Annotated in this window: 17 protein-coding genes; 4 read left to right on the top strand and 13 right to left on the bottom strand. The window is 68.2% G+C overall.

Annotation, left to right across the window (positions count from 1 at the left end):
* Positions 1-288: 288 nt before the first annotated feature.
* The gene (gene ychF, locus J2X01_RS07890) at positions 289-1,374 is read right to left on the bottom strand and encodes a redox-regulated ATPase YchF (protein ID WP_310055283.1); all 1,086 of its coding nucleotides are present in this window, start codon (positions 1,372-1,374) and stop codon (positions 289-291) included.
* Between the two features lie 117 nt (positions 1,375-1,491).
* Between ychF and J2X01_RS07885 the strand changes: the two genes are divergently transcribed.
* On the top strand, positions 1,492-2,802 hold the full coding sequence (locus J2X01_RS07885) for a DNA recombination protein RmuC (protein WP_310055280.1): 1,311 nt from the start codon (positions 1,492-1,494) through the stop codon (positions 2,800-2,802).
* 21 nt (positions 2,803-2,823) lie between these two features.
* Here J2X01_RS07885 and J2X01_RS07880 read toward each other — a convergent pair whose 3' ends face one another.
* Together J2X01_RS07880 and J2X01_RS07875 are read right to left on the bottom strand one after the other, a co-directional pair.
* Complete coding sequence (locus J2X01_RS07880; RefSeq protein ID WP_310055278.1) at positions 2,824-3,915, bottom strand: 4-hydroxy-3-methylbut-2-enyl diphosphate reductase; 1,092 nt, start codon at positions 3,913-3,915, stop codon at positions 2,824-2,826.
* A gap of 30 nt (positions 3,916-3,945) precedes the next feature.
* Positions 3,946-4,806: a hypothetical protein gene (locus tag J2X01_RS07875; protein ID WP_310055275.1), complete on the bottom strand. Its 861-nt coding sequence runs from the start codon at positions 4,804-4,806 to the stop codon at positions 3,946-3,948.
* A gap of 225 nt (positions 4,807-5,031) precedes the next feature.
* Between J2X01_RS07875 and xseA the strand changes: the two genes are divergently transcribed.
* Together xseA and J2X01_RS07865 are read left to right on the top strand one after the other, a co-directional pair.
* Positions 5,032-6,318, top strand: coding sequence for an exodeoxyribonuclease VII large subunit (gene xseA, locus J2X01_RS07870; protein ID WP_310055273.1), 1,287 nt, complete (start codon positions 5,032-5,034; stop codon positions 6,316-6,318).
* A gap of 54 nt (positions 6,319-6,372) precedes the next feature.
* Positions 6,373-6,603: an exodeoxyribonuclease VII small subunit gene (locus J2X01_RS07865; RefSeq protein WP_310055271.1), complete on the top strand. Its 231-nt coding sequence runs from the start codon at positions 6,373-6,375 to the stop codon at positions 6,601-6,603.
* 13 nt (positions 6,604-6,616) lie between these two features.
* Here J2X01_RS07865 and J2X01_RS07860 read toward each other — a convergent pair whose 3' ends face one another.
* From J2X01_RS07860 to J2X01_RS07820, 9 genes are all read right to left on the bottom strand, one after another.
* Positions 6,617-7,471: a polyphosphate kinase 2 family protein gene (locus tag J2X01_RS07860; RefSeq protein WP_310055268.1), complete on the bottom strand. Its 855-nt coding sequence runs from the start codon at positions 7,469-7,471 to the stop codon at positions 6,617-6,619.
* 77 nt (positions 7,472-7,548) lie between these two features.
* Positions 7,549-8,769 (bottom strand): pyridoxal phosphate-dependent aminotransferase, encoded by a 1,221-nt coding sequence (locus tag J2X01_RS07855; RefSeq protein WP_310055265.1) that lies wholly within the window; start codon positions 8,767-8,769, stop codon positions 7,549-7,551.
* Positions 8,770-8,931: 162 nt separating this feature from the next.
* Entirely contained in the window at positions 8,932-9,894 is a 963-nt protein-coding gene (locus J2X01_RS07850) for an ABC transporter substrate-binding protein (protein ID WP_310055262.1), read from the bottom strand.
* Positions 9,891-10,637 carry an ABC transporter permease gene (locus tag J2X01_RS07845; protein WP_310055259.1) on the bottom strand — a complete coding sequence of 249 codons (747 nt, stop codon included), beginning with the start codon at positions 10,635-10,637 and terminating at the stop codon, positions 9,891-9,893. Before J2X01_RS07845 ends, J2X01_RS07850 begins: the two co-directional genes overlap by 4 nt.
* Entirely contained in the window at positions 10,634-11,371 is a 738-nt protein-coding gene (locus J2X01_RS07840) for an ABC transporter permease (RefSeq protein WP_310055256.1), read from the bottom strand. Before J2X01_RS07840 ends, J2X01_RS07845 begins: the two co-directional genes overlap by 4 nt.
* Positions 11,371-12,465: an ABC transporter ATP-binding protein gene (locus J2X01_RS07835; RefSeq protein ID WP_310055253.1), complete on the bottom strand. Its 1,095-nt coding sequence runs from the start codon at positions 12,463-12,465 to the stop codon at positions 11,371-11,373. The genes J2X01_RS07840 and J2X01_RS07835 overlap by 1 nt, the downstream gene beginning before the upstream one ends.
* A 316-nt stretch (positions 12,466-12,781) precedes the next feature.
* Positions 12,782-14,020 carry a ribosome small subunit-dependent GTPase A gene (gene rsgA, locus J2X01_RS07830; RefSeq protein ID WP_310055250.1) on the bottom strand — a complete coding sequence of 413 codons (1,239 nt, stop codon included), beginning with the start codon at positions 14,018-14,020 and terminating at the stop codon, positions 12,782-12,784.
* 304 nt (positions 14,021-14,324) lie between these two features.
* Positions 14,325-14,777: an NUDIX hydrolase gene (locus tag J2X01_RS07825; RefSeq protein WP_310055247.1), complete on the bottom strand. Its 453-nt coding sequence runs from the start codon at positions 14,775-14,777 to the stop codon at positions 14,325-14,327.
* 46 nt (positions 14,778-14,823) lie between these two features.
* Positions 14,824-15,762 (bottom strand): N-acetylglucosamine kinase, encoded by a 939-nt coding sequence (locus J2X01_RS07820; protein ID WP_374724948.1) that lies wholly within the window; start codon positions 15,760-15,762, stop codon positions 14,824-14,826.
* 37 nt (positions 15,763-15,799) lie between these two features.
* Between J2X01_RS07820 and J2X01_RS07815 the strand changes: the two genes are divergently transcribed.
* A complete protein-coding gene (locus J2X01_RS07815; protein WP_310055243.1) occupies positions 15,800-16,852 on the top strand; it encodes a nitronate monooxygenase in 1,053 nt (350 codons plus the stop codon).
* 38 nt (positions 16,853-16,890) lie between these two features.
* Here J2X01_RS07815 and J2X01_RS07810 read toward each other — a convergent pair whose 3' ends face one another.
* On the bottom strand, positions 16,891-17,874 hold the full coding sequence (locus J2X01_RS07810) for a LysR family transcriptional regulator (protein ID WP_310055598.1): 984 nt from the start codon (positions 17,872-17,874) through the stop codon (positions 16,891-16,893).
* Positions 17,875-17,928: the final 54 nt, after the last annotated feature.

Here is a 17,928-nt window from a genome sequence, read left to right as displayed (position 1 = left end):
AGGCGACTGCCGGCCGGGCGGACGGGTCCCACGGACAGAGCCGGCACAGCCGAAGCCTACGCCGGTGGCGGCTGCCGCGACAGGGCTGAGTGCTGCCCCGCTGGGCTGCGCCGACACGTCGAAGACCGGTGGCCACAACCAGGAAGTTGCCCACCGGCACGTGAGGACGAGTCCGATCCGGTCCGACGCCGGCGGCAACATGTGGACTAGGCGGGCGGTCGCAAAAGCGATAGCCGCCAAGAACACGTGTTCTTGGCGGCTATCGCCACGGTCTCAGAAGCTCAGGAACTACACGTTGAAGCGGAACTCCACAACGTCGCCGTCGGCCATAATGTATTCCTTGCCCTCGATCCGGACCTTGCCGCGGGACTTCGCCTCCGCCATGGACCCGGCTTCGATCAGATCCTCGAACGAGACGACTTCGGCCTTGATGAATCCGCGCTGGAAATCGGAGTGGATCACGCCGGCCGCCTGCGGGGCCGTGTCGCCCTGGTGGATGGTCCATGCCCGGGTTTCTTTCGGGCCCGCGGTCAGGTAGGTCTGCAGCCCGAGCGTGTGGAAGCCGACGCGGGCCAGCTGATCAAGTCCGGACTCATCCTGGCCGTTCATCTCCAGCATTTCGCGGGCCTCTTCCTCGTCGAGCTCCACGAGGTCGGATTCGAGCTTGGCGTCGAGGAAGATGGCATCGGCCGGGGCCACCATGGCGCGCAGTTCTTCCTGCTTCTCCGGGCTGCCCAGAATGCCTTCGTCCGCATTGAAGACGTAGATGACAGGCTTGGCGGTCAGGAGGCTGAGCTCGCGGAGGTGCTCCATCTCCAGCTTGTCCCGCTTGACCGAGGAGAAGATGGTGTCGCCACGTTCCAGCACGGCCTGGGCTGCTTTGATGGCAGCCAGTTCGGCGGCTTCCCGCTTCTTGATCTTGACTTCTTTTTCGATCCGCGGGATGGCGTTTTCGATGGTCTGCAGGTCAGCGAGGATCAGCTCGGTGTTGATGATCTCCATGTCCGAGCGGGGATCCACCTTGCCGTCGACGTGGATGACGTCGGGGTCATCGAACACGCGCACCACCTGGGCGATGGCCTCGGCCTCGCGGATGTTGGCGAGGAACTTGTTGCCCAGCCCTTCGCCCTCAGACGCACCTTTGACGATCCCGGCGATGTCCACGAAGGACACGGGCGCGGGCAGCAGCCGCTGCGATCCGAAGACAGCGGCCAGCTTGGCGAGCCGCGGGTCGGGCAGGTTGACGACGCCGACGTTCGGCTCGATCGTGGCGAACGGATAGTTCGCTGCGAGCACCTGGTTGCGGGTCAGTGCGTTGAAAAGGGTTGATTTGCCGACGTTGGGCAGTCCGACGATGCCAATAGTAAGAGCCACGAGTACTAATTCTACCCGCTGCGGCGCGGGTCCCCCGCGACGGCCCGGCGGGCGCCGGGTGCGACGCCTGCCGGGCGTCGGCCGGAAACTGTCGCAGGGGCATGTCAGAGTGAAGGCATGGACGCTTTTGCACTGATTCTTTCCCTTCTCATGCTGCTCATCGGCGCGGTCGCCGGCGCCGCCGCGGTCTATCTGCTGGTCCGTCGGCGCACGCTCGCGGTGGAGCAGGACTTCGACGCCGTGTCGGGCCGACTGTCGGAGGTCAGCGCGCAGTTCGCCGCGGCCGACGCCGAGCGGCGGCTGCTCGCCACCCAGAACCGCGAACTCGGCGAGTCCCGGAACCAGGACGGCAGCGTGCTGCGCGCCCTGGCGCCGGTGGCGGAGAAGCTCACAGCGGTCCAGCAGCAGGTGTCGCTGCTGGAGCGCGACCGGCTGGAGCAGTACGGGCAGTTGGCCCAGCAGCTGCAGGAGGCCCGGCTGTCCGACGAACAGCTGCTGCGCTCAACCCATGCGCTGGAGTCCGCGCTGCGGTCCAACAGTGCCCGCGGCCAGTGGGGCGAAGTCCAGTTGCGCCGTGTGGTCGAGGCGGCTGGGATGCTGCGCCACGTCGATTTCCACGAGCAGGTGCACAGCGGGCAGCAGCACGGTGCCGCGGACACCAGCGTCCGGCCCGACCTCGTCGTGCAGCTTCCCGGCCAGAAGCAGCTGGTGGTCGACGCCAAGGTACCGCTCGCGTCCTACCTGGCGGCGCAGGAGCTGGGGGCGTCCGCCGGCGGGCAGCTGCACGCGCAGTCCCCGGTCGGGCAGCAGGCCCATCTGCTGGCCCATGCCAAGGCCCTAAAGGCGCATGTGGACGCGCTGAGCAGCAAGAAGTACTGGGACATTCCGGGGAACTCCCCGGAACTTGTGGTCTGCTTCCTGCCGGCCGAGTCGATTCTGGCGGCCGCCCTGGCCGCGGACCCGGCGCTGCTGGACTACTCCCTGTCCAGGAATGTGGTGCTGGCCTCCCCCTCGACCCTGCTGGCGGTCCTGAAGTCTGTGGCCTTCACCTGGCGCCAGGACGTCCTGACGGACAGCGCACGGGAGCTTTTCGAGCTTGCCCACCAGCTCTATGAGCGGATGGGGACCCTCGGTGAGAACGTCAGCAAGCTCGGCACCTCGCTCAAGACGTCGGTGGACCGCTACAACTCCATGGTGGGAACGCTGGAGGCCCGGGTGCTGCCGACCGCACGGAAGCTCAATTCCCTGGATGCGGCCGGGCTGGCCACGCCGGCGGCCGTGGAGGTCACGCCGCGTTCCGTTGCAGCCCCGGAGCTCCAGCCCGGGCACGGCACGGCGATCGGGCCCGGCCGCCGGGCAGCGGACGGGTCCCTGAATGATTCTGCCGAAGACGATGCAGCCGGAGAGGACAGGGAGTCCGCGGCCTAAATATCGGCCCCGCGAGGGTGCCTAGGAACTCTGCGCGGGGCGTGCCCCGCGGCCCCCGAGGGCGCGGGTGACATCGCCGGCCTGCTTCAGCGTGGCGCGGAGCTCCTTCGGCAGCGAGAAGAGCAGGTCCTCCTCGGCCGTGACGACCTCCTCCACGGAACCGTAGCCGTAGTCGGCCAGCAGCCGCAGGACGTCCTTGACCAGGACTTCCGGGACCGAGGCACCCGAGGTCACACCAACCGTGGCCACACCCTCGAACCAGGATTCGTCCACCTCATTGGCGAAATCCACGCGGTAGGAGGCCTTCGCGCCGTACTCCAGCGCGACTTCCACGAGCCGGACTGAGTTCGACGAGTTGGCGGATCCGACCACAATCACGAGGTCGGCCTGTGGCGAGATCTTCTTGATGGCCACCTGGCGGTTGGTGGTCGCGTAGCAAATGTCGTCGCTGGGCGGATCCTGCAGGGTCGGAAACCGTTCCTTGAGGAGCCGGACCGTTTCCATGGTCTCGTCGACGCTGAGGGTGGTCTGGGACAGCCAGATTACCTTCTCCGGGTCCCGGACCGTGACCTTGTCGACCTCATGCGGGCCGTTGATGATCTGGATGTGTTCGGGGGCCTCGCCGGCCGTCCCCTCGACTTCCTCGTGGCCGTCGTGGCCGATCAGCAGGATGTCGAAGTCGTCCTTCGCGAAGCGCACCGCCTCCTTGTGCACCTTGGTCACCAGCGGGCAGGTGGCGTCGATGGTCCGCAGCCCCCGGTCCTCGGCGGACTGCACCACGGCGGGTGAGACACCGTGCGCGGAGAAGATCACCAGGGCACCCTCGGGGACCTCGTCGGTCTCGTCCACGAAGATGGCGCCCTTTTCCTCCAGCGAGCTGACAACATGCACGTTGTGGACGATCTGTTTGCGGACGTAGACCGGCGGACCGTAGTGCTCCAGGGCTTTTTCCACCGCAATGACCGCACGGTCGACGCCGGCGCAGTAACCGCGCGGGGCTGCGAGCAGGACCCGTTTCGGGCCGGAGACAGCGGCCGCCGCCAGCACTTCCGCCGGCGTACGCCGCCGGCGGGGAACGGTGGGCATCGGAATGGAAACAGCAGTGGAGGTCATCCCCCAATGCTACCGGTGTTGAACGGGCTGCTACCGTGACCCGGCCGCAGGCACACGGCGGCGCCCGCCGACGAGGCGCAGCACGAGTCCGGCTGCCAGCAGCACGCCGCCAACCACGGCGGCCACCAGGATCCACTGCGCGAAACTTGCGCTGGCGGCCGCGACGAACTCGCTCTTGAAGATCTCCGCCACTTCGTTGCCGCTGCGGGTACGCGTCACGGCACCCCCGGCAGCGTCTGCGGCCAGCGTCCAGCCGCCGGCCAGCACCAGGACTCCGAGTCCGATACCGGCCAGGACGGCCCAACGCCGCCGGGCGGCGACGAAGGCAAGTGCGAAGGCGATGAGGGCGCCGGCGGCCAGGGCGTAGCCCATCGGCGCAAAGGCGGACACCCGGTCGAGGATCTGCCGGTGCTCGGGCTGTCCCAGCGTGATCAGCAGCTGGTCGGGGGCCTCCAGCGGCAGGGTGGTGGCATCCGCCACTTGCTTCGCCACGAGGGCGATGAGGGGCGCAAGGTCCAGCGTGAGCGAGGTGGCGCTCTCGGCCTCGGCCGGCAGCGTCCCGGGGGCGGCGAAATTCAGCCGGTGGCTCTTGCGCAGGGTTTCGGTCCAGGCATCGGGGTAGCCGGGCATGGTCGTCAGGGACCGGGCCGCGCTCTCCAGGATGGGCGTGACCAGTCCGGTCAGCGCTGCGGGGATCCGCTCGGCGCCGAGACTCCCGACGGCGGCCGCCGCCAGCCGCTGCTGAAACACCGGGTCCTTGCCCAGCGGGGCGGTGAATGCCACGAAGCCATCCTCCTGGACAATGTTCCGGTCCACCCACATGGCAGGAACGGCGACCGCCGCCAGGACAAGCCCGATGAGTACCGCTACGGCCGAGACAAAAGTGCGCACGAAATTCCTCGTTGGTTGATGGGTAGTGCCATCCTACGGGGGCAGCCTGCGGAACGATAAAGTCGGCCCCCGATGATAGAGCTATGGATAGAGTTGAAACCGACAAGTTCGGGTTGTCGGCCCGCCGCCCCTCCTGACGCGTAAGCGCCGGGGGCCCAGGCTGACAGCCCCCGGCAAAGGACACCAACCATATGCACAAGGCAATCTCCGCCCCGGGGCACCGGCATGTCTGAGGGCCTCGCCGCAGCCACCACGGTTCCGGGCACGGCGGCGGAAACCAGCCCGGACAACCCCTGGCCGCTGCAGCTGCTGTCCCAGAAACTCAAGATGCACATCGACCGTGCGCCGTCCGCGTGGGTCGAGGGCCAGGTCATCGAATTGAACCGGCGCGGAACCAACGCCTACCTGACGTTGCGGGACATCGACGCGGAGATTTCCCTCCCCGCCTCGGTCTGGACGAAGGTGCTGGACCGGCAGGAAACCCCGCTGGAGCGCGGCTCCCGGGTCGTGGCCCTGATCAAGGCGGAATTCTGGCTCAAGACGGGCCGGCTGAACATGTCCGTGAAGGACATCCGGCCCGTGGGTCTCGGGGATCTGCTGGCCAGGATCGAACGGCTGCGCCACGCCCTGGCTGCTGAAGGGCTGTTCTCCGACGCCCGCAAGAAGCGCTTGCCCCTGCTCCCCCACCGGATCGGCCTGATCACCGGCCGCGACTCCGACGCCAAAAAGGATGTGCTGCGAAACGCGGCCCTGCGCTGGCCCGCCGTCGAATTCGAAATCCGTGAAGTGGCCGTCCAGGGCAACACCGCCGTCGCGCAGGTCATCGCCGCGCTGCGCGAGCTCGATGCGCACCCCGACGTGGACGTGATCGTGATCGCCCGCGGCGGCGGCGCCCTGGAGGATCTGCTGCCGTTCAGCAGCGAGGAACTCATCCGGGCGGTCTCCGGCGCCGCCACTCCGGTGGTGAGCGCGATCGGCCACGAGGCGGACCGGCCGATTCTTGACGATGTCGCGGACCTGCGTGCCTCCACGCCGACCGACGCCGCCAAGCGGATCGTCCCGGACGTTGTGGAAGAGCTCGCGCGCGTGCGGCAGGCCCGGGACCAGCTCCGGCGTGGTGTTACCCGTCTGGTGGAACGCGAATCGGACCGCCTGGCCACGCTGCGCTCCCGGCCCGTCCTGGCTTCCCCCGAAGTCATCGTCAGCGTCCGTCACGACGACGTCGAACGGCTCAAGGGCCGCTCACAGGCAGCCGTCACCACCGCCGTCGCCCGGGCCGCCGACCAACTGGTGCATCTCAAGGCCCAGGTCCGTGCGCTCTCGCCGCAAAAGACCCTGGACCGCGGTTATGCCGTGGTCCAGCTTGCCGACGGCGGCCCGGTTCCCGGCACCGGCCGGGACGTGGTGCGGCACCCTGACCAGGCGCCGTCGGGCACCTCCCTGTCCGTCCGCGTGGCCGGTGGCCGGTTCACCGCGGAGTCGACCGGCGGCCAGGAACCCGCCGAAGACTGACAAGACCTCCCACCCGAACCATCCGTCCTGCGGGACCAGCAAGGAGCAGCAGCAATGACAGCAGAAGCAAAGCCCAACGCCGACGTCGAGGGCCTGAACTACGAGGCGGCCCGTGAGCAGCTTGTCGGCGTCGTCAGCAGGCTCGAGGCCGGCGGGGCAAGCCTCGAGGAGTCACTGGCGCTCTGGGAGCGCGGCGAGGCGCTGGCCAAACACTGCGAACAGTGGCTCGAAGGTGCCCGCAAACGTCTGGCGGCGGCGCGCGAGCAGTCCTCCCAGGACGGCTGACCGGCGCCGTCGGTCAGGAACGCTCGACCAGTTCCCGTTCCATCGCGACGTCAATGTCCGGAACCGGCCACTGCAACCGCAGGCCCTCCAGCGCGTCCAGCATCAGCTGCTGGACCGCGATCCGGGCGTACCACTTCTTGTTGGCCGGTACGACGTACCACGGGACCGCCTCGGTCGCCGTCTTCTCGAAGGCTTTCTGGTAGGCGTCCATGTAGTCGTTCCAGAAGGCTCGTTCTTTGATGTCGTTGCTGCTGTACTTCCACAGTTTGGACGGATCGTCGAGGCGTGCCAGCAGCCGTTCCTTCTGCTCGTCCCGGCTGATGTGGAGCATGACCTTGACGATCTTCGTGCCGGCGGCCGCCTGCCTGGACTCGAATTCATTGATCGCGGTATACCGGCGCTCCAGCTCCTTCGGATCTGCCCAGTGGTGGACCCGGTGGATCAGCACGTCCTCGTAGTGGGACCGGTCAAAGACCCCCACCATTCCGGCCGCAGGCGCTTCCTTCTCGATTCGCCAGAGGAAGTCGTACGACTTCTCCTCCGGCGTGGGTGCCTTGAAGGACTTCATTTGAACCCCTTGAGGGTTCATGGCGCCCATGACGTGGGAAACGATCCCGCCCTTCCCGGCCGTATCCATGGCCTGCAGGATCAGCAGGATGCGCTTGGTGCCGCCCAACCGGGACTCGGCGAACAGCTGTTCCTGTAGCAGGGCGAGGTTGTCGTCCAGCTCGGCGAGCAGCACCTCGCCGTCGCTCTTGTCTCCGTTGTAGCCCGGGGTGGCATCCGGATCCGCGTCCTTCAGGTTGAAGCCTTCCCCCACTTTCAGGGTTTCAGAGGGTCGCTCCTTGAAATTCACGATGTCTGCCATCGCAAGCCTCTTTCCTGTCGAGGCAGCCTCCGTTCGGAGGGCAGGACAACCGTCCGTGCCGCGCTGCTGTGCTCAGGCTAGTTCCCCTTGTACCGGCTCAGGAAGTCCGCCATGCGGTTGATTGCCTCTTCGAGGTCCTTCACCAACGGCAGGGTGACCATCCGGAAATGGTCCGGGCGGACCCAGTTGAAGGCCCGGCCGTGGGAGACGAGAATCTTCTGCTCACGCAGCAGGTCCAGGACGAACTTCTCGTCGTCGCGGATGCGGTAAACCTCGGGATCCAGCTTCGGGAAGAGGTACATGGCGCCCCGGGCCTGCTGGGTACTGACCCCGGGAATGGCATTGAGCATGTCGTAGGCCTTGTTTCGCTGCTCGAGCAGGCGCCCGCCCGGCAGGATCAGGTCGTTGATGCTCTGGTACCCGCCGAGCGCCGTCTGGATTGCGTGCTGGGCGGGGACGTTGGCGCACAGGCGCATGTTCGCGAGCAGGTTGATGCCCTCGAGGTAGTCCGCTGCGTCCTTCTTCGGCCCGGAAATGGCCATCCACCCGGCCCGGTATCCGCAGACGCGGTAGGCCTTGGACAGGCCGCTGAACGTCAGGCACAGGACGGCGTCGCCCGTGAGGCTGGCCACGTTCACGTGGACCGCGTCCTCGTAGAGTATTTTCTCGTAGATCTCGTCGGCGAAGAGGACCAGGCCGTGCTTCTCGGCCAGGGCGACGATCTTCTTGAGGGTGTCCTCGGGATAGACGGCCCCGGTCGGGTTGTTGGGGTTGATCACCACGATGCCCTTGGTGCGCGGGGTGATCTTGGCCTCCAGGTCCTCCAGGTCCGGTTGCCAGCCCGAGTCCTCGTCGCACAGGTAGTGCACGGGCCGTCCGCCGGCCAGCGCAACGGAGGCGGTCCAGAGCGGGTAGTCCGGGGTGGGGATCAGGACCTCGTCGCCGTCGTCGAGCAGCGCCATCAGGGACATCGTGATGAGCTCGCTGACGCCGTTGCCCAGATAGATGTCGTCGACGTGGATGTTCTGGATGCCGCGGGTCTGGTAGTACTGCGAGACGGCCGTCCGGGCGGAGAAGATGCCGCGGGAATCGCTGTAGCCCTGGGCATGCGGCAGGTGGCGGATCATGTCCACCAGGATCGCGTCCGGCGCTTCAAATCCGAACGGTGCCGGGTTCCCGATGTTCAGTTTGAGGATGCGGTGACCCTCTGCCTCCATCTGCTGGGCGGCCTGAAGAATCGGTCCACGGATGTCGTAAAGGACATTATGAAGCTTGGTGGACTGCTTGAATTCTGCCATTCATCAAATATGCCATATGGCGGATGTACTTCCGCTGAGATCTCGCTCACGGGGTGTCCGGCCGTCACAGCCGGGAAACGCCCGTCGGCGGCCGCCGGGCTCCCCGTGAACCGGAGGAGTCCGGCGGCCGCCGACGGTGTCAGCTTGGGCGGGCGGCGCCCCTTACTGGACGAGTCCCTTGTCCTTGAGCCACGCGGCTGCAGCGTCCTTGGGGTTCTGCTTCTGGCTGCCGCTGACGGCCCGGTTGAGGTTGATCAGGTCCTCGGTGGTGAGAACCTTGGACACTGCGTTCAGGGTCTCCTTCGCCTTGTCAGTCATCTTGGCTGTGTTGTACAGCGGGAGGACCTGCTGGGCGATGAAGTTGTTCTTCGGGTCCTCGAGCACCACGAGATCGTTGTCCGCGATGGACGGGGTGGTGGTGTAGATGTCGGCCACCTGGACCTGGTCGGAGAGCAGGGCCTTGAGCGTCACGGCGCCGCCGCCGTCACTGAACGGCTCCAGCTTCTTGGGCACGCAGTTGTAGTTCTTCGCCAGGCCCGGCAGCCCGTAGGCACGTTCGGCGAACGTCGCCGGGGCGCCGACGACGAACTCGCTGCAGACCTTCGCCATGTCTTCGATCGACTTCAGCTGGTGCTTCTCCGCGGTGGCTTTCGTGACCACCATCGCGTCCTTGTCCTCGGCCTTGGAGGCCTCCAGCACGGCCAGTCCTTCCGGGAGTTTGCCCGGCAGTGCCTTATAGATGTCCTCGGCCGAGACCTCGGTGGCGTCCTTGTTGACGTGCAGCAGCAGGTTTCCGCTGTAGTCGGGGATGACGTCCACCGATCCGTCCTGCACGGCCTTGAAGTAGACCTCGCGTGAGCCGATGTTGGGCTTGGTGCTCGCCGTCACGCCGGCGCCGTTGAGTGCTCCGGCATAGACCTCGGCGATGATCTGGCTCTCCGGGAAATCGGCCGACCCGATCACGAGGGCAGCGCCCGAACCGGAGGTGGTTCCGCCCGTCGCGGGTGCGGTGGAGAGCGGATCGGATGAGCCTCCGCAGGCGGACAGTGCCATGGCCAGGCCGACGCCGGCGGCCAGGCCGCCGAATGCGCGTCTGCCGAATGCTCGTTGGCGGGTTTCCTTCATGACGTACCTCCTTGAACAACAGTCCCCGCGGTTACGGGGTCTGTGAGATCAACCGCAGCCTGCTGGCTCCGGTTTGGCTGGGAAGAGGCTCCCTGGGACAGGAAGAGCCTCTGGATGAGGGCCAGGACAAGGTCGACGGTGATGGCCAGTCCGGCGATCAGCAGGGACCCGCCCAGCATCTGGGGGAAGTCGGACAGCACGAGCCCGTCGAACAGGTATCTGCCGAGGCCGCCGAGGTTGATGTACGCCACCACCGAGACTGTGGCGATGGCCTGGAGCACTCCGGTCCGGAACCCGCCGAACATGACGGGCAGCGCATTGGGGAACTCGGCTCGGAAGAGCACCTGCAGTTCAGTCATGCCCATGGCCCGCGCAGCGTCGACGACGTTCCGGTCCACGCTGGCGATGCCGGCGTAGGTGCCAGCCAGCAGCGGGGGGACGGTCAGGATCACGAGGGCCCAGATCGGCGGCATCAGTCCGATGCCGGCGAGCAGGACGAAAAGCGTGAGCAGCCCCAGGGTGGGAAGGGCCCGAAGGGCACCGGCGACGGCCACGGCGGCTACCCGCCCGCGGCCGGTGTGCCCCACGTACAGGCCAATCGGGACGGCGATGGCGGTGGCGATCAGCATGACCAGGCCCGTGTACAGCAGGTGCTCGGCCAGCCGGGCCGGGATGCCGTCACTGCCGGACCATTGTTCCGGATTGGCGAGCCAGGCGAAGGTGTCGGTGACAACGTTGCTCATGAGCCACCGCCGGTTGTCTGCGCGTCGGAAAGCCGCAGCGCGGCGGCTGCAGGACCGGTCCTGGCCTGACCGGCGCCGGAATCGGTGCCGGCGCCGGTGGTCGCTGCGCGGGTCCAGGGGGTCAGCAGCCGCTCGAGCAGGACCAGCACGGCGTCCATCAGCAGCGCGAGGATGAGGATGGCGATGATGCCCACCACCACTTCGGTGACGAAATCACGCTGCAGGCCCGAGGTGAAGAGCATTCCGAGGTTGCCGATGCCGAGCAGGGCCGCGACGCTGACGAGCGAGATGTTGCTGACCGAGACCACCCGCAGGCCGGCGAAAAGTACCGGCAGGGACAGCGGCAGATCGATCTGCAGGAAGCGTGCCAACGGCTTGAACCCCATGGCGACGGCGGCCTGCCGGAGGTCCTCGTCCACCGAGTCAAAGGCGTCCAGGGTGGCGCGCACCAGGAGGGCGACGGCGTAGATCGTCAGCGCCACGACCACGTTGACGGGATCGAGGATCCGGGTTCCCAGGATGGTCGGCAGGATGATGAACAGCGCCAGCGACGGGATCGTATAGAGCAGCGAGGAACCGGTCAGGACCACCGACCGCAGGCCTCTGCTCTGCCGGGCGACCTGGGCCAGCGGGACGGCGATCAGGACCCCGAACACCATCGGCAGGATGGCCAGGGCAAGGTGCTGGCCGGCGAGGCTGAAGACCTCCGCGCTGTTGGCCAGGAACCACTCCATCAGAGCACGCCCTGGCGGACCCGGCGGTCCGACTCGATCACGGCGAGGACTTCCCCGGCGGTGATGACGCCGGCCACCCGGCCGTCCGCGTCCACGGCGACGCCGAAACCGGAGGGCGAGGAGAGCGCCGCGTCGAGGGCGCGGCGGAGTGTGTCGCCCTTCCGGAAGAGGGATCCGCCGGGAACCGTCGCGGGGCCCTTGCCCGGGCCCGACCAGCCGAGCGGGCGAAGGTCATCGTCGACCACCAGCTGCCACTCGCCCGCGGCGTTGCCGTCATGTTCCAGTTCAGCGGGCGTGATGGTCCGGGCCCGGTGCACGGTGATGCCGTCGGACGGGCTGAAGCCGAGGTGCCGGAAGCCGCGGTCCCGGCCCACGAAGGACGCCACAAAGTCGTTGGCCGGGGCTCGCAGGATTTCCTCGGGGGCGGCGTACTGCGCCAGTTTGCCGCCGAGGCCGAAGACTGCCACCTTGTCCCCCAGGACGGTGGCCTCGTCAATGTCGTGGGTGACGAAGACGATGGTCTTGGCCAGGTCCCGCTGGAGCCGGAGGAGTTCCTGCTGGAGTTCGTCGCGGACCACGGGGTCCACGGCGCTGAAGGGCTCGTCCATCAGCAGCACGGGTGGGTCTGCGGCGAGCGCCCGGGCCACTCCCACGCGCTGCTGCTGGCCTCCGGACAACTGTGAGGGGTACCGTTTGCCGAGCGCTGAGGCCAGCCCGACGACGTCGAGCAGTTCCTGCGCACGCTTCCGCGCCTCCGCTTTGGGCACGCCGTTCAGCCGCGGCACGGTGGCGATGTTGTCCAGCACGGAACGGTGCGGCATCAACCCGGAGGACTGCATCACGTAGCCCATGGACCGGCGCAGTGTCGCGGCCGGCACTGAGGTGACCTCCTGCCCGCCGACGGTGATAGTCCCGGAAGTCGGCTCGACCATGCGGTTGATCATCCGCAGCGAGGTGGTCTTGCCGCAGCCCGAGGGGCCGACGAAAACCGTGATGGCGCCCTTGTCGATGGACATGGTCAGGTCGTCTACGGCAGCCTGCCCGCTCTGGTACTGCTTGGTGACGCTCTGGAACTCGATCATGGCTTCAGCCATCTCCGGGGCTTACCTAACTGTTGGCGGCAACAACGGACGGTCCAGCCAACTGATCATAGACACGCTGATTTTTGACTGTAAAGCACGTAAAACTCAGCCTAACCAGCGCGGCTGACAATGTCAGGGATATCGCCGGGGGCGCTGTGGCTGACGTACTGATTCGCAGGGCCGGCGATTTTGGATGGGTGCCGCGCGGAAAACTTTCCCCGCAGCACCCGTCCACCGCCCCGCGGCGGACCTGGACATGCAACGCGGGGTCATTTCGCGCCCATTCCGGCGGGGGCGGAATGGGCCGCAACTGACCCCGCGTTGCTTATTAGCATTCCGCCGCCCGATCGGCCGGTCCGCCGGCGCCCCCTTTGGGCCTGCCCCGGCCCTTCCGGCCGCCGCCCTTCGCACCATGGTTGGCAGCAGCCTCGTGGCTGTCCCGTTCGGCAGCGCGCTGGCTCTTGCCGCCGGCCGATATCTTCTGGTGCCACTCCCGTGCGTAGGCGCGGCGGGCGGCAGCATCGTGCCGTCGCGCCAGGGCAGCGAGTTCACGCTGGAGTTTCAAGTAGCTCGCCCAGCGCCGGTCATCGAGGGATCCGTCCAGGAGTGCGGCCTGCACGGCGCAGCCGGGCTCGCGGCCGTGGGCGCAGTCGGAGAACCGGCACTGCCGGAAGAGTTCCTCAAGATCGCCGAACATCTCGGTCATCCCGCCGTCGGCGTCGAACAGGCCGAAGCCGCGCACCCCGGGGGTGTCCGTCAGCACGGCACCGCCCGGCAGAGGCACGAGCTCCCGGGAGGTGGTGGTGTGTTTGCCCTTTCCGTCGCCGGCCCGGACTGCCCCGGTTTCCTGGACCTCGATGCCGGCGAGTGCGTTGATGAGGGTTGATTTGCCGGACCCCGAGGGACCCAGCAGCACGAGCGTGCCGCCGGGCGGCAGATGGCCCAGCAGTTCGTCGAGACCGTCGCCCTGTTCCGCGGAGGTGGTGACCACCGCGACGCCGCCGGCCTGGCGCATCACCGTGCCGACGACGTCGTCCGCCAGATCGGCGAGGTCCGCCTTGGTGATGATGACAAGCGGAGAGGCGCCCGAGTCCCAGGCCGCGACGAGGGTGCGTTCGAGCCGGTTGTGGGTGAGTGGCCGGTCCACGGGCACCACGATGCCGACGATGTCCACGTTTGCGGCGAGGACCTGCGACTCCGAAGAGGCTTCAAAGGCGCGTTTGCGGCTCAGTTCCGAGTGCCGCGGCAAGATGCCCGCGATGGCGGGCTCCCCAGCGGCAGTGGATCCGAGCCAGACCCAGTCCCCGGTGGCGGGCAGCTCCCCGCTGCCGGGGTAGGGCAGATGGAGGATCATGTTGTGGGCGGCGACCAGGACCAGGTTGCGGTCCACGCGGACGATCCGGCCCGCGCCGGTGCCGCCCGGCTGGGGGTGGGCCGCGAAGTGTTCGGCGACGGCGTCGGTGAAGCCGTAGTCCGCCGGACCGGCGGGAAGGTTGTTGGCGGTGGTGGTGAGTGGGACGCCGGACGCGCCCGTGGACGCAGCTGGATGTGCAGAAGTAGCAGTCAACGAAAACCCTTTGATGGGGCCCCGGGGCACGTGCCGCTCTGCCGGTGGAAGCCGGCAGCTGAAAGGCTAGTGGGTGCGGGTGGCCGGGGCAGGAGAGATGGTTTGGCTGATGGTGGCGCCCTGGGCGCGCAGGAATTCCGCAGTCATCGTCTCCACCTCCCCGTTTCTCGCGTGCTGTTCCGGCTTCTGAACCCGCTATGGCCGGGTGCCGGCCGGCCGGGACATCCCGGCGGCTTTTTTAGGATAGATCGGGCCTGCGGGCCCTGGCTAGGGACCGTCGGGGAAGTATTCCGTTGGAAAGTCGTCAGGCGAGTCTGCCGTCCAGCGGCCGTTCGCGGTAGAGCCGCAGCGCAGCGTCGACCAGGGAGACTTTGTTCAGCCCGGCGACGTCACCCAGCGGAATCCAGGCCGCGTGCGTGGTGCTGCCGTTCACCTCGTGCCGCAGCTCCCCGCCGGTGATGGTCGCCTCGTAGATGAGCCGCAGGGACTGGAAGTCGCGTTCGCCGCCGTCGATCCGGATCTCCGCGGGCCAGTGCCCGACGTCGATCCCCAGCATCGTGCCGACCTCCGCGTGGTACCCGGTTTCCTCATGGATCTCCCGGCGGCAGCCGTCCACGGGGTGCTCGCCCAGGTCCAGCCCACCGCCCGGCAGGGTCCACCCTTCCTTGCCGCCCTGCTTCCAGTACGCCAGCAGGATGGCGCCGTCGCGGATGATGACCGCGTAGGCAGCGGGGCGGGTGTCGAAGTTAAGGCTCATCCCTCCAGCGTAGTGGCGCCTGGCAGCGGAGTCGCCGCGGGCCAAGTCAGCCCTGCTCGGCCACGAGTTGGAGCACGCCAAAGACAGGGTCCCGGTCCAGGACGCGGACGTCGGTGATTCCCGCGGCGGCCAGGGTTGAGCGGAAGGATTCCTGCAGGCGGGGAACGTTCATGCCGAGGCCGCTGCCCAGGATCACCGGGCCGTCGATGCCGAGCTGCCGGACCGTCTGGAGTGCCAGTGCCGCGAGATCACGTCCGGCCTGGTCCACGAGTTCCCGGCTGGCGGTGTGGCCTGCGGCGGCAGCATCGACCACCAGCCGGGCCCGCTCAGCCCAGTAACGGCGCCCGGTGTCCGGTGAATGGAAGAGCGCGATCAGCTTGTTGGGGTCAGCCACACCGCACGAGGCCAGCAGCGCCGTCGTCAGCTCGTCCGGTGCCAGCCCCTGGTTCATCCGGCGCAGGCTGTGGCGGACCGCCTCACGGCCCAGCCAGTATCCGCTGCCTTCGTCGCCCAGCAGGTATCCCCAGCCGCCGGCACGGGCTTCCTCGCCGCGGCTGTTCCGGCCCCAGGCGGCCGAGCCCGTTCCGCCAATGACGGCAACGCCGGTGCTCGCGCCTCCGGCCGCCAGCAGCAGCCGCGAATCGTGGACCACGGTAATCCTGGCGCCCGGGACGTGCGGGGCAATCAGTGCGGTGAGGGCCGCGGCGTCGGCGTCGGTATCGATGCCGCCGGCTCCCGCGTAGACCTGGGCGACCGTTCCGCCGCCGATCCGTGCGAAGAGCTCCGCGAGGTGCAGGGCCGCTTCCTCCCGGCTGACGTTCTGCACGTTCGAGCTGCCGACGGACTCATCGGCCACGGCCCGGCCGTCCTCGAAGCGGACTCCCCGGGTCTTGGTCCCGCCGATGTCGAGGCCGATCACCGCACCGGCAGCGGTGGTGGACGAGGGGCCGGAGTCCGCCGCCGGCGGGATGTCAGAATGGGTCACCAGAACAGACTACTGAATCCGTCTCCAGGAGTGACCCATGCCGCACGCCCTCTTTGGCACCCGCATCATTGCCGCCCCCATGGCCGGCGGGACGTCCACGCCTGGCTTCGTGACGGCAGTGCATCAGGCCGGCGGCCTGGGCTTCCTCGCCGCGGGATATAAAAGCGTGGACGCCATGCGGGCAGAGATCGGCGCCGCACGGGCCTCCGGGGCACGATTCGGCATGAATCTCTTCGTCTCTGATGCTGCCCAGCTGCCACCCTCCAAGGCCGTGCGGGCCCAGCTTGAGGAGTACCGGGGCCGGCTGGCAGCGGATGCGTTGCGGTACGGCGTGGAGGTCCCGCCGCTGCGGCTCGACGACGACGACCACTGGCAGGGCAAGGTCGAGGCGCTCTTGGCTGATCCGGTGGAACTGGTCAGTTTCACTTTTGGGCTGCCCGGCGCCGATGTGGTGCGTGCGTTCCAGCAGGCGGGTTCGGCGGTGCTGGTCACTGTCACCACAGTCGCCGAGGCGCTTGAGGCGGCCGGGCAGGGCGCGGATGCGCTGGTGGTGCAACATGCGAGCGCCGGTGGCCACAGTGCCGCCTTCCAGGCGCGGACCGTGCACGCCTCGCGGGAAGGCAGCCACGTTGACAGCGGGCCGGGCACGACGGCGGAGCTGCTCGCCCGGGTGCGGTCCGCCGTCGGGCTCCCGCTGCTTGCCGCCGGCGGGGTGATGGACCGGTCCGGGCTGGACGAGGTGCTGGCCGCGGGGGCACAGGCGGCACAGCTGGGCACGGCGTTCCTCCGCACGGACGAAAGTGGCGCCCGGCAGCTGTACAAGGACGCCCTCGCCAGCCCGCACTTCACGGAGACCGTACTGACGAGGGCTTTCACCGGACGTCCGGCCCGTGCGCTGGTCAACGAGTTTGTCCGGGACCACCCCGATGCGCCGGAGGCCTACCCTGCCGTGCACCATCTCACTGCCCCGCTGCGCGCGGCCGCGGCCGCCGCCGGGGATCCGGAGCGGCTGAACCTCTGGGCCGGCACGGGCTGGCAGCGGGCGCGGACCGGTTCCGTGGCGGAGGTCATGGCGGAGCTGCTGGGCTGACCGCCACATCGCCTGGTCGCTCCGGCACATCGCCGAAGTCAGCTGCCGGAGCGGCCGCGGACGAAGCCGGCCAGGAGTGCCGGGCCCTCGCTGAGCACCAGCTCCCGGAACAGCCGCACCGGGTCCGGCTCGGCGTCCGCTCCCCCACGCCGTTCCCGCCACGCCAGGCCGATCTCCCGGAAGGCAAGGCCTGAATCCAGGGCGAGCTCCACCCAGCCGAGGTCTCCGGGCTGCGCCGGGGTGTGGCGGCCGGGGGCCAGCCCGCCGGGCGGGAGGATGCTCACTCCCAGTCCAGCCGAGACGAGGCCTCTGGCGGTGTGGGAGTCCTGGCTCTCGAAAGCGATGCGCGGGCGAAAGCCAGCCTCGCGGAACAGTGCGTCCGTCAACGAGCGCAAGCCGTAGCCGGGGCCCATCGCAACGAACGGGTCCCGCCGGATGTCCGCCAGGTGTGCCCGGCGGCGGCCGGCCAGGGGATGCCGGTGGTGGACGACCAGCCGCAGCGGTTCCCGGTAGAGGGCTGCCGAGGAGATCAGCCGGGTCGGCGCCGCGATGGGCGCGGTCAGTGCCAGGTCCGCGTCGCCGGCGGCCAGCTCGGCCAGGCAGCCGTCCCGGGCGCCCTGGCTGAGGTCGAAGGCCGGCTGGGGATGCCGGCTGCGGAAGGCGCTGATCAGCAGCGGCAGCATCTCCTCGCCGAAGGTGTGCTGGAAGGACACCGCGATCCGGCCCCGCACCACCTCTGATTCGTGCCGGACCAGGTCCAGCCCGGTCTGGAACTCGCCAAGCGCAGTCTCGATGTGTGGCAGCAGCGCCTTGGCGGCGGGGGTCAGCCGCACGCCTCGTCCGTCGCGGATCAGCAGTTCCGTCCCGATGATGCTGCTGGCCCGGGCGATGCCCCGGCTGACCGTCGACTGCGGCAGCCCCAGCACCTCGGCGGCCGCGGTGATGTGCTGCGTCCGCCCGAGCTCGGCCAGCAGGGGCAGCAGCGGCAGCAGTTGGACCAGCTGTTTGTGCTCCACGTCCATGGTCCACCGTCCAAATCGTTCCATATTCGCTATGGATTCTATGTGAATCATGCA

It is taken from the genome of Arthrobacter ginsengisoli, assembly GCF_031456935.1.
Lineage (GTDB): Bacteria > Actinomycetota > Actinomycetes > Actinomycetales > Micrococcaceae > Arthrobacter > Arthrobacter ginsengisoli.
Note: the sequence above shows the minus strand (reverse complement) of the source record. Positions and strands in the feature narration are given on the sequence as shown.

What these genes read in the sequence shown, in the direction of transcription:
- J2X01_RS07850 (WP_310055262.1), bottom strand. Translation starts at nt 9,894, where the DNA reads ATGAAGGAAACCCGCCAACGAGCATTCGGCAGACGCGCATTCGGCGGC.
- J2X01_RS07815 (WP_310055243.1), top strand. Translation starts at nt 15,800, where the DNA reads ATGCCGCACGCCCTCTTTGGCACCCGCATCATTGCCGCCCCCATGGCC.
- J2X01_RS07855 (WP_310055265.1), bottom strand. Translation starts at nt 8,769, where the DNA reads ATGGCAGAATTCAAGCAGTCCACCAAGCTTCATAATGTCCTTTACGAC.
- J2X01_RS07840 (WP_310055256.1), bottom strand. Translation starts at nt 11,371, where the DNA reads ATGGAGTGGTTCCTGGCCAACAGCGCGGAGGTCTTCAGCCTCGCCGGC.
- J2X01_RS07825 (WP_310055247.1), bottom strand. Translation starts at nt 14,777, where the DNA reads ATGAGCCTTAACTTCGACACCCGCCCCGCTGCCTACGCGGTCATCATC.
- J2X01_RS07860 (WP_310055268.1), bottom strand. Translation starts at nt 7,471, where the DNA reads ATGGCAGACATCGTGAATTTCAAGGAGCGACCCTCTGAAACCCTGAAA.
- J2X01_RS07865 (WP_310055271.1), top strand. Translation starts at nt 6,373, where the DNA reads ATGACAGCAGAAGCAAAGCCCAACGCCGACGTCGAGGGCCTGAACTAC.
- J2X01_RS07835 (WP_310055253.1), bottom strand. Translation starts at nt 12,465, where the DNA reads ATGGCTGAAGCCATGATCGAGTTCCAGAGCGTCACCAAGCAGTACCAG.
- J2X01_RS07880 (WP_310055278.1), bottom strand. Translation starts at nt 3,915, where the DNA reads ATGACCTCCACTGCTGTTTCCATTCCGATGCCCACCGTTCCCCGCCGG.
- J2X01_RS07810 (WP_310055598.1), bottom strand. Translation starts at nt 17,874, where the DNA reads ATGGACGTGGAGCACAAACAGCTGGTCCAACTGCTGCCGCTGCTGCCC.
- J2X01_RS07845 (WP_310055259.1), bottom strand. Translation starts at nt 10,637, where the DNA reads ATGAGCAACGTTGTCACCGACACCTTCGCCTGGCTCGCCAATCCGGAA.
- xseA (WP_310055273.1), top strand. Translation starts at nt 5,032, where the DNA reads ATGTCTGAGGGCCTCGCCGCAGCCACCACGGTTCCGGGCACGGCGGCG.
- J2X01_RS07885 (WP_310055280.1), top strand. Translation starts at nt 1,492, where the DNA reads ATGGACGCTTTTGCACTGATTCTTTCCCTTCTCATGCTGCTCATCGGC.